This is a genomic window from Paenibacillus sp. P4_E11 (assembly GCF_056401635.1).
Genome location: NZ_JBFUIX010000121.1, coordinates 1 through 12,002, shown reverse-complemented (window position 1 = coordinate 12,002; position 12,002 = coordinate 1). Strand labels below are relative to the sequence as shown.

Annotated in this window: 25 protein-coding genes; all 25 read left to right on the top strand. The window is 44.9% G+C overall.

Translation table 11 applies throughout. From position 1 onward, the window contains the following. The coding region (locus AC1DWB_RS28195) for a fibronectin type III domain-containing protein (protein WP_477544428.1) at positions 1-1,922 on the top strand (1,922 nt) is incomplete at its 5' end. Further along, entirely contained in the window at positions 1,919-2,071 is a 153-nt protein-coding gene (locus tag AC1DWB_RS28190; RefSeq protein ID WP_477544427.1) for a hypothetical protein, read from the top strand. The genes AC1DWB_RS28195 and AC1DWB_RS28190, both read left to right, overlap by 4 nt. After that, the gene (locus tag AC1DWB_RS28185) at positions 2,068-2,520 is read left to right on the top strand and encodes a hypothetical protein (protein ID WP_477544426.1); all 453 of its coding nucleotides are present in this window, start codon (positions 2,068-2,070) and stop codon (positions 2,518-2,520) included. The genes AC1DWB_RS28190 and AC1DWB_RS28185 overlap by 4 nt, the downstream gene beginning before the upstream one ends. Beyond that, positions 2,521-2,811, top strand: a complete 291-nt coding sequence (locus AC1DWB_RS28180) for a hypothetical protein (RefSeq protein ID WP_477544425.1) — start codon at positions 2,521-2,523, stop codon at positions 2,809-2,811. Further along, complete coding sequence (locus AC1DWB_RS28175) at positions 2,802-2,984, top strand: hypothetical protein (RefSeq protein ID WP_477544424.1); 183 nt, start codon at positions 2,802-2,804, stop codon at positions 2,982-2,984. Before AC1DWB_RS28180 ends, AC1DWB_RS28175 begins: the two co-directional genes overlap by 10 nt. 175 nt (positions 2,985-3,159) lie before the next feature. Beyond that, positions 3,160-3,552 (top strand): hypothetical protein, encoded by a 393-nt coding sequence (locus tag AC1DWB_RS28170; protein WP_477544423.1) that lies wholly within the window; start codon positions 3,160-3,162, stop codon positions 3,550-3,552. Then, positions 3,552-3,920: a hypothetical protein gene (locus tag AC1DWB_RS28165; RefSeq protein ID WP_477544422.1), complete on the top strand. Its 369-nt coding sequence runs from the start codon at positions 3,552-3,554 to the stop codon at positions 3,918-3,920. Before AC1DWB_RS28170 ends, AC1DWB_RS28165 begins: the two co-directional genes overlap by 1 nt. A gap of 1 nt (position 3,921) precedes the next feature. Beyond that, complete coding sequence (locus tag AC1DWB_RS28160) at positions 3,922-4,572, top strand: ATP-binding protein (protein WP_477544421.1); 651 nt, start codon at positions 3,922-3,924, stop codon at positions 4,570-4,572. Next, positions 4,569-4,880, top strand: coding sequence for a hypothetical protein (locus AC1DWB_RS28155; RefSeq protein WP_477544420.1), 312 nt, complete (start codon positions 4,569-4,571; stop codon positions 4,878-4,880). Before AC1DWB_RS28160 ends, AC1DWB_RS28155 begins: the two co-directional genes overlap by 4 nt. 18 nt (positions 4,881-4,898) lie before the next feature. Beyond that, positions 4,899-5,081, top strand: coding sequence for a hypothetical protein (locus tag AC1DWB_RS28150; protein WP_477544419.1), 183 nt, complete (start codon positions 4,899-4,901; stop codon positions 5,079-5,081). Between the two features lie 119 nt (positions 5,082-5,200). Then, complete coding sequence (locus AC1DWB_RS28145; protein ID WP_477544418.1) at positions 5,201-5,416, top strand: hypothetical protein; 216 nt, start codon at positions 5,201-5,203, stop codon at positions 5,414-5,416. Positions 5,417-5,551: 135 nt separating this feature from the next. Next, on the top strand, positions 5,552-5,716 hold the full coding sequence (locus AC1DWB_RS28140) for a hypothetical protein (protein ID WP_477544417.1): 165 nt from the start codon (positions 5,552-5,554) through the stop codon (positions 5,714-5,716). 14 nt (positions 5,717-5,730) lie between these two features. After that, positions 5,731-5,991, top strand: a complete 261-nt coding sequence (locus AC1DWB_RS28135; protein ID WP_477544416.1) for a hypothetical protein — start codon at positions 5,731-5,733, stop codon at positions 5,989-5,991. A gap of 13 nt (positions 5,992-6,004) precedes the next feature. Continuing rightward, on the top strand, positions 6,005-6,199 hold the full coding sequence (locus AC1DWB_RS28130; protein ID WP_477544415.1) for a hypothetical protein: 195 nt from the start codon (positions 6,005-6,007) through the stop codon (positions 6,197-6,199). A 13-nt stretch (positions 6,200-6,212) separates the two neighbouring features. Beyond that, a complete protein-coding gene (locus AC1DWB_RS28125) occupies positions 6,213-6,425 on the top strand; it encodes a hypothetical protein (protein WP_477544414.1) in 213 nt (70 codons plus the stop codon). A 254-nt stretch (positions 6,426-6,679) separates the two neighbouring features. Beyond that, on the top strand, positions 6,680-6,817 hold the full coding sequence (locus tag AC1DWB_RS28120; RefSeq protein WP_477544413.1) for a hypothetical protein: 138 nt from the start codon (positions 6,680-6,682) through the stop codon (positions 6,815-6,817). A gap of 142 nt (positions 6,818-6,959) precedes the next feature. Next, a complete protein-coding gene (locus tag AC1DWB_RS28115; protein ID WP_477544412.1) occupies positions 6,960-7,151 on the top strand; it encodes a hypothetical protein in 192 nt (63 codons plus the stop codon). A gap of 200 nt (positions 7,152-7,351) precedes the next feature. Then, complete coding sequence (locus AC1DWB_RS28110; protein WP_477544411.1) at positions 7,352-8,491, top strand: protein rep; 1,140 nt, start codon at positions 7,352-7,354, stop codon at positions 8,489-8,491. Positions 8,492-8,954: 463 nt separating this feature from the next. Beyond that, entirely contained in the window at positions 8,955-9,104 is a 150-nt protein-coding gene (locus AC1DWB_RS28105; RefSeq protein ID WP_477544410.1) for a hypothetical protein, read from the top strand. Positions 9,105-9,353: 249 nt separating this feature from the next. Continuing rightward, complete coding sequence (locus AC1DWB_RS28100) at positions 9,354-9,512, top strand: PTS ascorbate transporter subunit IIC (RefSeq protein WP_477544409.1); 159 nt, start codon at positions 9,354-9,356, stop codon at positions 9,510-9,512. A 12-nt stretch (positions 9,513-9,524) separates the two neighbouring features. After that, positions 9,525-9,731: a hypothetical protein gene (locus AC1DWB_RS28095; RefSeq protein ID WP_477544408.1), complete on the top strand. Its 207-nt coding sequence runs from the start codon at positions 9,525-9,527 to the stop codon at positions 9,729-9,731. Between the two features lie 16 nt (positions 9,732-9,747). Further along, complete coding sequence (locus tag AC1DWB_RS28090) at positions 9,748-9,954, top strand: hypothetical protein (protein ID WP_477544407.1); 207 nt, start codon at positions 9,748-9,750, stop codon at positions 9,952-9,954. 61 nt (positions 9,955-10,015) lie between these two features. Then, positions 10,016-10,306, top strand: coding sequence for a hypothetical protein (locus tag AC1DWB_RS28085; RefSeq protein ID WP_477544406.1), 291 nt, complete (start codon positions 10,016-10,018; stop codon positions 10,304-10,306). A gap of 63 nt (positions 10,307-10,369) precedes the next feature. Further along, entirely contained in the window at positions 10,370-11,611 is a 1,242-nt protein-coding gene (locus AC1DWB_RS28080) for a hypothetical protein (RefSeq protein ID WP_477544405.1), read from the top strand. A gap of 3 nt (positions 11,612-11,614) precedes the next feature. Next, positions 11,615-11,986 carry a hypothetical protein gene (locus AC1DWB_RS28075; RefSeq protein WP_477544404.1) on the top strand — a complete coding sequence of 124 codons (372 nt, stop codon included), beginning with the start codon at positions 11,615-11,617 and terminating at the stop codon, positions 11,984-11,986. Positions 11,987-12,002: the final 16 nt, after the last annotated feature.

The following is a 12,002-nucleotide window of genomic DNA, read 5'->3' as shown; positions in this document are numbered from 1 at the left end:
ATCCATTACTGACAGACGGCCTAGAAAATCCGCCAGCGTTAATGTCGCGTAGTGGTCAAATAACGTTCACACTAACTGGTCCGGCTGAAATAAATGGCTATTACTTGCATGTTCCTTGGGTTAATGCGGCTTCTGTAGCCCAAATAGAACTTTACGATACAAGCAATTCGCTTAAAGGGACTTTTCAATCAAGAACCGATGAATCCACAGCTTATACGGCTATAACTCCTGTTTCTAATATAAAAAAAATAATTGTACGAAACATGAAGTCTGATATGACGCCGAATATTTATGAAGTTGATGTGAGGGGGACTATCTCAGACACTACACCGCCAGCAACACCGACCGGACTATCTGCAACGCCAGACAATGGCAAAGTAACGTTGAACTGGAATGCTGTAGCTGATACGGATTTGAGTAAATACAAGGTCTATATGGGCGGTTCTTTTGTTGCTGATGTGACAAAGCCGAACACGAGCTACACCAAAACCGGATTGACTAACGGAACAAATTATAGCTTCCAAGTGTCGGCGGTTGATAATTCAGACAATGAATCGGCCAAAAGTCAGTCGGTTAGTGCTACGCCTTTTGAGCTTATACCGAATGCACCAACGGGATTGACCGCTACAGGTGGAGACAAAACGGCTGTGCTGAATTGGTCGGCGGTTCCCGGTGCTACAGGGTACAACGTGTATAAAGACGGTGTGAAAATAAATGCATCCCCGATTAATGCAACAAATTACACCGCAACGGGGCTTGTAAACGGGACGAGCTACAACTTCAAAATATCCGCTGTTAACTCAGCGGGAGAATCGGGGCTTAGTTCGGCGGTGACGGTTGTTCCTTTTGTTCCACTGCCGACTATACCAACGGGATTGATCGCTACAGCTGGAGACAAAAAGGCTGTACTGAATTGGTCGGCGGTTCCCGGTGCTACAGGGTACAACGTGTATAAAGACGGTGTGAAAATAAATGCATCCCCGATTAATGCAACAAATTACACCGCAACGGGGCTTGTAAACGGGACGAGCTACAACTTCAAAATATCCGCTGTTAACTCAGCTGGAGAATCGGGGCTTAGTTCAGGGGTGGCAGTTGTTCCGGTTGCTCCGGTGATACCACAACCGCCACCAAAACCAACCGGGGTTACAGCGGCAGTATCGAACGAAAAAGTTGTTTTGAACTGGAATCCGGTTCCACCACCAATTACAAATTATATTGTATACCGTGATGGAATTGTGATCGCTCAGCCAACGGCAACAACTTATACAGATACAGTGGTTTCGAATGGGACGAATTACCGCTATGAGATTTCAGCGGTGAACGCTGATGGAGAGTCACCGAAAAATCAGATTTTTGCCAAGCCAGCAAACGTAACCGATTTTACGGGGGATACGTTACCCTTTAGTGTTTTAGGGATGCTTAAAACGGCTTTTAATTTTCTGAAGCTCTACAGCGACTATGTACTGATCGTTCTTGGCATTATCTTTGCCCCGGTTTTACTAGCTATCGTTAACTCTTTACTAGGATTCGACGAATCGAAAGGCAAAGGCAAGAAGGGCAAAGGAAAGAAAATAGACGGTGTAGCAAAAGAAGCGAACGAAAGCTTGGATAAAAAAGAGCGGACACCTAGAGAAAAAACGCTGACTGTGAAAGAAAAAATAGCAAAAAATATGAAAGAAACGAACTGGGATGCTTTCGACAAAGAGATGAAGAGCAACCCGGCTGCAATTCAAACGAACAACCGCAGAACTGAACGGGTTTTATCTAAAGTCGAAGCACAACCAAAACCGAAGCCAACGAGAGCTCCAAGGGAAGGCCGGGAACGCAAACGGGACGGATCGTGGACAGCCAGAGAGAAGAAACGCCACCAAGAAAAGATGCAAGCCCACATTGCACGAATGAGGAGTCGAACGACATGAGTGAAGCCGCCGAAATTGTAAATCTAGTTACCCCCTATCTAACGTACTTGGGTGGGCCGATCCTGATATTTTCGGCCATAGCTTGCGCTGATCTGATCGTCGATTTTGCAGTTAATCTCATGAAACAAGTGAGGAATGGTTATCGATGATCGGGAGCGTCTTGGGTTGGATCGGAACAACGTTAGGCCGAATTACAAATACGGTTGTGCAGTTCCTTTCCAACTTGTTCGGCTACCTTTTTGGGAAGCTGTTCGACCTTCTGAAATTGTTATTCAAGCCTATATTCATTCTGCTGGCGATTGTGTTCTATCTGCTATGGAAAATAGCGGAGCTTGCTATTGTGCTGCTCCAATTGTTACTAGGGATCGGGAAGGTTTTTTTCGCTCTTGTGAAAGGAATCTTCCTGACGCTGGCAGGATTCAGCTTTACACCGACAGCCCGAAACGATGGTCAATGGACGCCGATCTTTCAGAACGTGGCTGATGGATTGCAATTCTATCAACTGGATACGGTTGCCTATGTGCTGATATTCCTGATCTGGTTTTCAACGGGTTTCGCGGCGATCAAGATACTTTCAGGCATGAGAGGAGGAGTTTGATTGTTCTTCGATATGATCCCGGCTACGGTCAGAAACTTCTTCGACTCGATATTCAACCCACCGCTTTCCTTCTTGCAAATGGGGGTTGAATATCTCGGCCATGTCTCGATGATTGCTGGCCGGGGGATTAGTTTGAGTAACTACTTCGGGTTTTTCTCGTATTTGCCATCGTCGATTCAATCCGTGATTAATAGCTTGCTTGCTGCAATCGTGTTTCTCGCTGTACTCCAGCTTGTTCGGGCAATCGTTCGAATGTACTTTACCGGGAAGGATGCGGTGCAATGGTGGTAATGTACCAACAAGCACTTGAAGCCGGGGGCTATAGGGCAGAACCAACGGAGGAAAACGTTCGGGAAATGTTCCTGGACTATGTGGATTCGGGATTCTTTTCAAACGTTGACCCGGAAGAAGTAGACGAGATCCCGACAGAAGAAATGTGCAACTGGTTTATACGGAATCGTTGAATTGTTTGTACCGGTAGACACAATTCAAAATACTGCACCACTTTTGAAGGGAGAATGGATTTGGAGAATGTATTTAGTTACTTTTTTGCAATCGGGTCGGGATTCGCGTTAGGAGTCATTGCGGTTGTTGCTCCATCGGTCATCATTTGGCAAAAAATCAGAGGAGGAAAAAACAATGTTCGGACTAAATACTAGGCAACCTGAAGCACCTGCAACCCAAGATGTACTCATCGTGCTTTCAAAGAGTGGACGGGCTGATATAGCCCCGATAATCGACATTAACGAAGAACGGATTTTAGCTGCTGGTGAGGTTGAATATTCGATTCCAATTGAAGATACGAAGGTATATATTGGGCGGCGTGGAAGAGTGTACAGCTTTCCAGCCAGTGACGAGAACATAACGGATTGCAAAAACATTGCAGCCCTAGAACGATCCACGGTATTGCAGAAAATCACGTTGTTCAAGGAAGATGTTCCCCCGGTTGCTGGAGCATCGATGCCGATAGGTAAGCTGATATTTGCCGGGGTTGCTGTACTGATTCTAATCATTATCTTGGCGGTGAAGTGATGGCAGCACAACACGACAACGCCAGCAAAATACAATCAGTCATTAATGACGATCTGTTTCCCAACGTCCAGCACGTTTCTGATGTTAAGCAAGTTTTAGAGTTCATGGAAAACGTGGCTGCACCGCTTTCTGAGGAGCAGCTTCGGGCCTTGTTGCTCTTGGAATCGCTCGGGTCGAATACTAGGCTTCACGGCGACAAAAACCCGTATAAACCAATCATAGATAAGCTGACGGGGCAGTACAAGAAGTACGTTGCCCGTACAGACGTTTTCCTCAACACGATTGAAGAATTGATTCCGAAGCCGCCGAAGCCGATCATATTGGCCGATGGGCGTTCGGTAGGTGGTAAAGGAAAGGGAGGGGCTTAACATGCCGCATATGATTGGTGTAGTGGGTCGCTTAGGGGCCGGGAAAACAACAATAGCAACACTTGTCGCTCACTTGTATAAAAACCAAGTGGAAAAGATGGGCGGCCATCTTGATTTATTCGCGAATTGTGACGTTACTGGAGCGCAGAGGATGAAATATGCGGAAGATTGGTTTAAAGTCGCAGAAGCTCACGGATCATTGTGCCTATGGGATGAAGCGCATCGTTCGTTTAATTCTCGGAAATCAATTAGTTTTCACAACATACTCGCGAATGACGTTTTAACGTTCTGCCGAAAGATGGCTTCCATTCAAATTTTCGTCACCCCAAGCATTAAACGGCTTGACGTTGTTATTCGGGATATGCTGGAGGTTTTGATTGTAGTTCGGCCAATGGGCAACAAGGGGATCAAGTTCGACTATTTTGATTTCACGGCCGAATCTCATGGGCCGTATGGTGAGTTCTTGCATTCTCGGTTCCTCTCGGCTGCAAAGGTCAAGCAAATCCATAATTTAAACATATTCGACTCTCATTCATTCGTTTCAGGATTTCCACTGCCTACAACTGAAAGGGCGGCTGCTGTATTTATGGAGGAGCTTGAAAAGCGCCACGACGAAGCTAGAAGGGTCAAGAGAGGGGTTGCGGTGTCATGAGTATTGTTCCCTTGGAAAAGGTCAGAAACGACCCTCAGACCCTCTTGTATCACTTCCCAAGCATCCATCCGGTCCGCTATCAGAAGATGAGCCGGGATTATACGTTCTGGAAGCACGTTCAGACCGCTGAAAAGGTCGCGAAAATGGCAGGGCGTTTGCTTGTTCCGAGAGAATGCATTCATTGGGAACGGAAAAAAGGGTTTGAAGATCGTCGGATTGTAATCCAGAAAAAAGTATTTTTTGTAATGCTTGAATCCGAAATGACACCGGGAGAAGTCGTGAAATATTCGGAATCTCTAAATCTATAAAACAGGAGAGGTGGACGAATGGAACGGGTGAAAACAAGGGAAGATGTGGTGGATATATTTACGGCCAGAAACAAAGTGAGAAAGCTAGAATCTGAGCTTCTGACAGCGGTTAGATACAATAATCCGTTGGCGGCTGCAATACAACGGGACATATCCAATCTGAGGAAAACTATCAGAAATAAATATGCAGTCATTTTGTAATTTTGGTTGGCAAATGCCAACTTTTTTTATTTGTATGTGCGTTATGAATATAGTAACCTGAAATCATATTGACGATTGAATATGATTTTGATATATTGATTAAGGGGTGCTAAAATCAAATGCAGGAAAAAATGAGTTTTCGCGGCGGCAAGCGTGAAGGGGCTGGCCGAAAACCAATGGGCGAGACAAAGCAAATCAAGCTTACCCTTCGGAGTGAGGATTGGGAATGGATTGAGGAGTGCGTTCAATATGGACATGCTGCTAGTCGATCGGAATTGATCCGCAATATTATTCAAGAAGCAAAGGGAGGCGTTTCTGGTGGACGTTGTAATTAAATTTGGTGAACAAAGATGATCTGTGGATCGTGTGCAAAGAAGAATCTTTTATCTTTGGAGGAACGGATCGAGCTTGCTTTGTCTCGAGTTCCCGGTCACAAATACGTTTGTGGATTCTGTAGAGTTCTACACAGCTTGAAGGTAAGTGATAGTGCTGCACCGATCCCAATTACACCTATTGTCTCTACACCTGCTGCTATTCCTAAAAAATTGGTGCTTAAAAAACGTCCGGTGGTGGAAGTATCCGATTACGAACAATTGAAAATGTTCGATATGAGTGATCATATTTCTTTGAGGTGATAAGAGTGACACGTTTGACGAAGAAAAAGGCGACTGAGCTTTTCAAACAAATCGTAGGTAGTGCTTCCGGTGTTTCGGAAGATAGTGACAATTACTTTGTTGATATGGGCGAAATGCGGTTTATTGCAGGAATGTCACGTATAAGTGCTATTCGAATACATGTGCAAATTTTATTAGGTGCTTCACTTATTGCAACGGTTTATTATAATTTTGAAACTTTAGAACGTGATTATGATTATGAAAATAGGGTTCTTCAAGATCATCAAAATGAATAGGTGGTGTAGCCGTATGAAATACAAACTAGTCATGAAAGGCTATTGCTGGACGTTAAGCAATGGTAAAGATCGATTTGGAAGTATGCGGGGCAAATGTACTCATGGTTTTGTAATTGATGGTCGTGGTTGTGCTGAATGTGATTTGGAATCGTATCTCGATGCCTTAAGTGAGCTTGAACGAGATGTACGTTTAGATGTAACAAAATGAATAGGGTGAGAACATGAGCGAAAAGGCTGCAAATATATTATGTGAACTTTGGAATAGAGTAGATCAAGCCGACTATGACACGATGATTATGGACGCTTTCCGTTTGCTTCCTACTAAAGTTCAAAAGGAATTTATTGAGCGAATTTTGGATAACGATAGTTGGGATTTGAACGGAAAACCATCGGATGAAGATTTAGAAAAATATCGGCGTTATGTATCTGGATGAATAGGGTGAGTACATGAGAAATTTTTTTGAAATGACTTTAGCTGAATTTCTAAGCTTTTCGTTTCTGGTTGGTCTTGTAATTAGTCTACTAATTTATTTTGTAACAAAATGAATAGGGAGCGTGCATTGGAATGACACCTGAAATGTTTGTATGGAGCGTTGTTATTGCAGCATTCGTCGTTGTTGGAATTAAAATCTTTATCGATCAAGTGAAAGACCACGAAGATACAAAATGAATGAGGAGGAACATCGAAATGGAATGGTTTTACCGTCTTATCGAGAAATGGACCGGGAAGCATATACATGCTTTCGTGAAACCATCACCTATGGAATATTCGGATTGTCACGTCAACCACTGCCGATGCGGTGCATTCGCTATCGAATTTGATTAGGGAGATTTACCCCCTCACCCTATGAAACAAAGGTTTACCCCTGCGGCAAAGAATGCGGACGGCGGTCAGAGCCTTAGCGACCAGGAAACGAGTTAAAAGGCGGCACACGGTGCTGAACATAATAGAACGGGGGTGCTCAGAATTGAAACCATTTGAAACGCTATCGAGCAAAACGCAACATATTAGAGTAGGGAATTTGTTAAAGCGATATTCTAAGCATGAAGAAAAGATAAGTGTCACGGCGGCGATATTGGATGCAGCGGAATTGTCCGAAATGGATAAAGATACTTGGTTATCTTTGAGGAAGCGTTGGGTTGAATTTGGTTGGATTTAGGGCGCCTTGAGCGCTCTTTTTTTTGCGGTTTTTGCGGAGCAAAAAACGTGTCTCTTCTTTACTTGATACTAGACGCAACTCTGTCGATCACTATAATCGCTGTAAGTCCTTGTGTGGCAAGGCTTCTCGGGTTTTTTGATGGTGGAAAATAATTTGATAGATTGATAGACAAAAAAAAGCCCCTCGTGCTATGATTGTAATTGTCGAGAAAACAATTCAATAGCAGGATGAGGGGGGTTTCTATGTCCATTTTAGGGCATCCCGGTGGAAATATCAATAGCGGAAAATTGGAAGATAAGTCGAAAACGAAGAAAGATAGGCCGTGGAAAGTGCATAAGAAATACTCGACGCTTTTGTCTGAATCATATGAACGGATCGGCAAGGAAAAAAAGGCTGCAAGGGTTCACGAATGCGGGGATTTTTTGCAATTCGCAGCTTGTCCGAACGGACACGAAAAATTTCTAAGAAGAGCAAATTTTTGCGGAGTGAGGTTGTGTCCTATGTGTGGTTGGAGAAGGAGCTTGAAGGTCGCCGGGCAAGTACGGAAGGTTGCTCACAATGCCAGCCAGACAACAAAGATACGATGGCTTTTCCTGACTCTGACATGCAAAAATGTAGAAGGTTATGAACTGCCTGATCAATTTGAAGTACTTTCAAAGTCTTGGAAAAGATTGACGGAAACGAAAGCTTTTCGGGATAGCGTTCTAGGCTTTTTTAGGGCTTCGGAGGTTACACGTAATAGTGATCTATTATCGCCATCATTCAACACATATCACCCGCATTATCATGTTGTTTTAGCTGTTCAGCCTTCATACTTCAAGGACAAAAATAAATACATAAAAACAGATGAATGGGTGCAGATGTGGAAAAAGGCAATGAGGGCCGACTATGATCCTATCGTTGACATTCGAACGGTCAAGCCTAAACGGAACCCGACCAAGGAAGCTATTATTTTAATGGAAAAGGGTCTTGCTCCAGATGCGGAATTGCTGCCGGGAGAAGCTGTTGCGGAATTATCGAAGTATGCAGCAAAGGCAACGGACTTTATTATGCCAGACAACAAAATCGACACGGACGAAGCTGTACATATACTCGACCTGAGTTTGAGAGGGAAGAAGCTATTCGCTTATGGCGGTCTGCTGAAAGAGATATACGACAACTTGCGGAAAAGTGGAGAAGCGGAAGACGTGGAATCGGATAGCGCCGATCTGGTACATACGGAAGACAAGGAAGAGAAAAATTGCAAGTGCAGCGTGTGTGAAAGCACGTTTCTGGAAGAGATATATAGCTGGCTGCCGAACAAGAAAAACTACTATATGAGCTACCGGGAAACAGACTGAAAAGGGTCTGCTACCGTGCAACTACTTAACGTTTACGTAGTAAACTATCTTTTAATATATTCGGCGGCGAGTTCGAGATTGTAAACGATAGTAAATATTGGTTGACAGTAGGCATGAAGTCCTACTAAAATAAGAGCATATGTTCCTATTTAGTGCCATTAATCACCGGGATATGAGAACAACGTGCAGGAAAGTCACCTATTAGGAAGTTGCACGTTGAAATATATTCCATTTGGTGTATGATAGGGGCAATAACAAAAAAACGCCTACGGAAGATGCTGGTAACATCAACCGAAGGCTAAGGGTTTGAGCGTACACACCGCTCGAAAACCCCTGTTTGCTATCATAAGGCCTGCGTTTACATTTCACAAGCCCTCTACGATAGAAATATGGGATTTTTTAGGGTGTTAGCGTCCAAACGGATGTTGACACCCTTTTTAGTTTTTTTTCTGGAGGTGATGCGGTGGAAGAAATCGTTACGCCGAACGGCACCATACAATTGATTCATCAAATAACGCTCGGTGATATTCTGATCGTTACAAGCGTTTCTCTACTGATCATCCTGACCCTTCTTAAATGGCTACTCGACAACATTTGGGGGCGGCGACGATGACGACAGTATCCGAAAGTGTAGCACTCACAACGCTTAGTATGATTGTCGGCGTGGCAATTACGCTGAACATGATATTGCGATTCATTTTAAAGGCGGTGACGACTTGGAGACGCTAGTTATATCCGCTGTTGGAATCGTCATTGGTAATCCAGATTATTTGAAAATATGTTCGGTTTTTGGTTTGTCGTTTTCGTTGCTGGCTGGAGTAATTTATTCGTGGAAACATATCGAAGGATGGAGGTCGGACGCATGAATGTTTCAGACGTTTGGGACTGGGCTTTTTTCTGGTCGATGTTTCGAAACTTCATGGCGACCGCTTCACCGTTTGTTATGATTCCGACCGTTGTAATCGTTGTGGGTTTGCTTCTTAAAGTGATTATACAAGCCGTTCGTGCTGCAAAGTCTTAGGGGGCGGGGAGCTTGCCGACAACATTTTTCACGGCTGACAAGCTGGAACGGTTTTGGTATTACGTCAAATGGTTTCTATCCTACAATATGCCGATCTTTATGATTTGCATGGCGGTGTTGGTTACTGGGTTGGTGCTGGACATGATTATCGACACGGTAAAATCAGCGGACGATAGTTACAAAGACGATGACGACGATTTGGACGTCAAATACTACTAGGAAGGGGGGTGAAAAAATGCCTACTGCAACACCCGGTGGAGTCGATTTTAGTGGGACAACGCTTCCTTTTTCGGTTGTGGATATGCTGACAACAGCGGTCAACTTCCTGACCATGTATGGGGAATGGATTTTACTGGCTCTCGGTGTGATCTTCGCTCCAGTCTTGTACGGGCTGGCTATGAAATTGGTTTCGGCCGTTAAGAAACGCAGCGCAGCAAACTAATCTCTTTGTGAGTAACCGGGAAGACCCGGCTCAAAATAAAAAAAATATGGAGGTATGAGACATGAACAGACTCAAACAGTTCTTTGGTAAAAAGAAAGGGACAATTTCGGCTTTCGGATTCGCTACGGTATTGGCATTGGGGGCAGCACAACCAACTTTTGCGGCTCCGGTATCCTTCACAGGAACAACACTCCCGTTTACGGTACCAGATATGCTCACGACAGCGGTTAACTTCCTGACGATGTACGGCGAATGGATTTTGCTGGCTCTCGGTGTGATCTTCGCCCCGGTTCTGTACGGGTTGGCTATGAAGTTGGTTTCCGCAGTCAAAAAACGTTCGGCTGCAAACTAATAGTTTCGGCAGACAAGCCCTACTCTTTCGGGAGCTAGGGCTTTTTTTGTAAGGAGGGGCTGAATGAAACGATTTTTCCTTATGCTGCAATTGTCCTTGATCGTTTTTCAATTATTTTTCTCTACGACAGCAAAAGCGGCAACCATTCAATATTGGCTTAACTTCGCTTCCTTCCGTGATGAATACCGACTCGACTTCCAATGGCCGACAGGTACGGCAACCTACAAAGTTTTGTTTGTGAGTCCTACAAACGTCCCGTACAACTTGGATTTTAATAATCCACCGACTGGAATCCTGTATCTGACTTGTAATGGTACGTATGCGGTGGAGTTTTACGATTCGGGAAGCTCTAAAATCGGTAATTTCCAAAATATCGTGACAACGGCCATCGTCAATCCAACTTGTTCGAGCTACCCCGACCAGACCGGGACGAATGGACTGAATGCTACGGCAACAGATAACGGGAACGGGACTTATGATCTTTCGTGGACTCCGAAGCCGGGGGCCGACAAATACGAGATTTACAAGGATGGGCAGAAGATCGGGGAAACAACCGGGACGAACTACACGCTTCCAAGCTCGGGAGCCGTTACGGTTGTGGCTCGGGATGCGAACGGGAATATCATCGGCCAATCTGATCTACATGCCCCATCGAACGGGGCCGTTGATAACGAGCCGGGAACGGGTAGCTGCAACGGTTGTACGTTTTTGAAGGAATTACTGGAATGTCCTGACTGGGATACCTACATGGGGGAACTAACGGGAGCTATACAAGCGGCTTTGCCTCCTCCACCTGATTGGGACGCGATAGCGGATAAAATCGGGGCGGCGACCATTTCGCACTTGTCGAATTACTTGGGTCCGGTTCCTGAACCGCCAACACAAAGCGAGATCGACAGCGGCATAAACACAAGCTTGCCTACAGTCGATTCGTCTTCACCGGATGCGACAAATCTTGTGCCGACTGTCCCGGCAGGATATGAGCAGCCGAAGCCGTTCGATATCACTTCGGGGCCGCAAATTGAGATTGTGGACGAGTCGCAGCCTTTCACGATCCTTGACCCTTTGCATAACATTCAGTACGACGAACCGGGGGTTCCGGTGATCCCTGGCGATTCGCGAAATAACACCGGGGGCATTCAGAAACCAGTGAATCAAACGTTGCCGATCCCGAAACCTGCACCGACTTACGTTCCCGAACTACCGAATAATCCTGTTCCAATTCCGAGCAGTTCGCCGGGGAGTGGCCCGAATCCGAACGGGACAGGGGGGGCGGGGCCGATTCCAATATGGAAAGGAGATTAAACAATGCGGACACTCAAATTATTTGTACTAACGTTAGTGGTACTTATTAGTTTTGGAGTACTCGAAAAAAAAGCATCGGCGGCGCCTAGTGCTGGATTACTCAGGGGAATGATTGGGTCTGGAGGGGTGGAATTTGGAAATTATCCATTACTGACAGACGGCCTAGAAAATCCGCCAGCGTTAATGTCGCGTAGTGGTCAAATAACGTTCACACTAACTGGTCCGGCTGAAATAAATGGCTATTACTTGCATGTTCCTTGGGTTAATGCGGCTTCTGTAGCCCAAATAGAACTTTACGATACAAGCAATTCGCTTAAAGGGACTTTTCAATCAAGAACCGATGAATCCACAGCTTATACGGCTATAACTCTATAACTCCTGTTTCTAATAT

Excerpts from the sequence above, each read along its gene's own strand:
- AC1DWB_RS28125 (WP_477544414.1), top strand. The coding sequence starts at position 6,213 with ATGAGCGAAAAGGCTGCAAATATATTATGTGAACTTTGGAATAGAGTA.
- AC1DWB_RS28145 (WP_477544418.1), top strand. The coding sequence starts at position 5,201 with ATGCAGGAAAAAATGAGTTTTCGCGGCGGCAAGCGTGAAGGGGCTGGC.
- AC1DWB_RS28185 (WP_477544426.1), top strand. The coding sequence starts at position 2,068 with ATGATCGGGAGCGTCTTGGGTTGGATCGGAACAACGTTAGGCCGAATT.
- AC1DWB_RS28170 (WP_477544423.1), top strand. The coding sequence starts at position 3,160 with ATGTTCGGACTAAATACTAGGCAACCTGAAGCACCTGCAACCCAAGAT.
- AC1DWB_RS28120 (WP_477544413.1), top strand. The coding sequence starts at position 6,680 with ATGGAATGGTTTTACCGTCTTATCGAGAAATGGACCGGGAAGCATATA.
- AC1DWB_RS28190 (WP_477544427.1), top strand. The coding sequence starts at position 1,919 with ATGAGTGAAGCCGCCGAAATTGTAAATCTAGTTACCCCCTATCTAACG.
- AC1DWB_RS28085 (WP_477544406.1), top strand. The coding sequence starts at position 10,016 with ATGAACAGACTCAAACAGTTCTTTGGTAAAAAGAAAGGGACAATTTCG.
- AC1DWB_RS28130 (WP_477544415.1), top strand. The coding sequence starts at position 6,005 with ATGAAATACAAACTAGTCATGAAAGGCTATTGCTGGACGTTAAGCAAT.
- AC1DWB_RS28150 (WP_477544419.1), top strand. The coding sequence starts at position 4,899 with ATGGAACGGGTGAAAACAAGGGAAGATGTGGTGGATATATTTACGGCC.
- AC1DWB_RS28080 (WP_477544405.1), top strand. The coding sequence starts at position 10,370 with ATGAAACGATTTTTCCTTATGCTGCAATTGTCCTTGATCGTTTTTCAA.
- AC1DWB_RS28075 (WP_477544404.1), top strand. The coding sequence starts at position 11,615 with ATGCGGACACTCAAATTATTTGTACTAACGTTAGTGGTACTTATTAGT.
- AC1DWB_RS28100 (WP_477544409.1), top strand. The coding sequence starts at position 9,354 with ATGAATGTTTCAGACGTTTGGGACTGGGCTTTTTTCTGGTCGATGTTT.
- AC1DWB_RS28160 (WP_477544421.1), top strand. The coding sequence starts at position 3,922 with ATGCCGCATATGATTGGTGTAGTGGGTCGCTTAGGGGCCGGGAAAACA.
- AC1DWB_RS28090 (WP_477544407.1), top strand. The coding sequence starts at position 9,748 with ATGCCTACTGCAACACCCGGTGGAGTCGATTTTAGTGGGACAACGCTT.
- AC1DWB_RS28155 (WP_477544420.1), top strand. The coding sequence starts at position 4,569 with ATGAGTATTGTTCCCTTGGAAAAGGTCAGAAACGACCCTCAGACCCTC.
- AC1DWB_RS28175 (WP_477544424.1), top strand. The coding sequence starts at position 2,802 with ATGGTGGTAATGTACCAACAAGCACTTGAAGCCGGGGGCTATAGGGCA.
- AC1DWB_RS28165 (WP_477544422.1), top strand. The coding sequence starts at position 3,552 with ATGGCAGCACAACACGACAACGCCAGCAAAATACAATCAGTCATTAAT.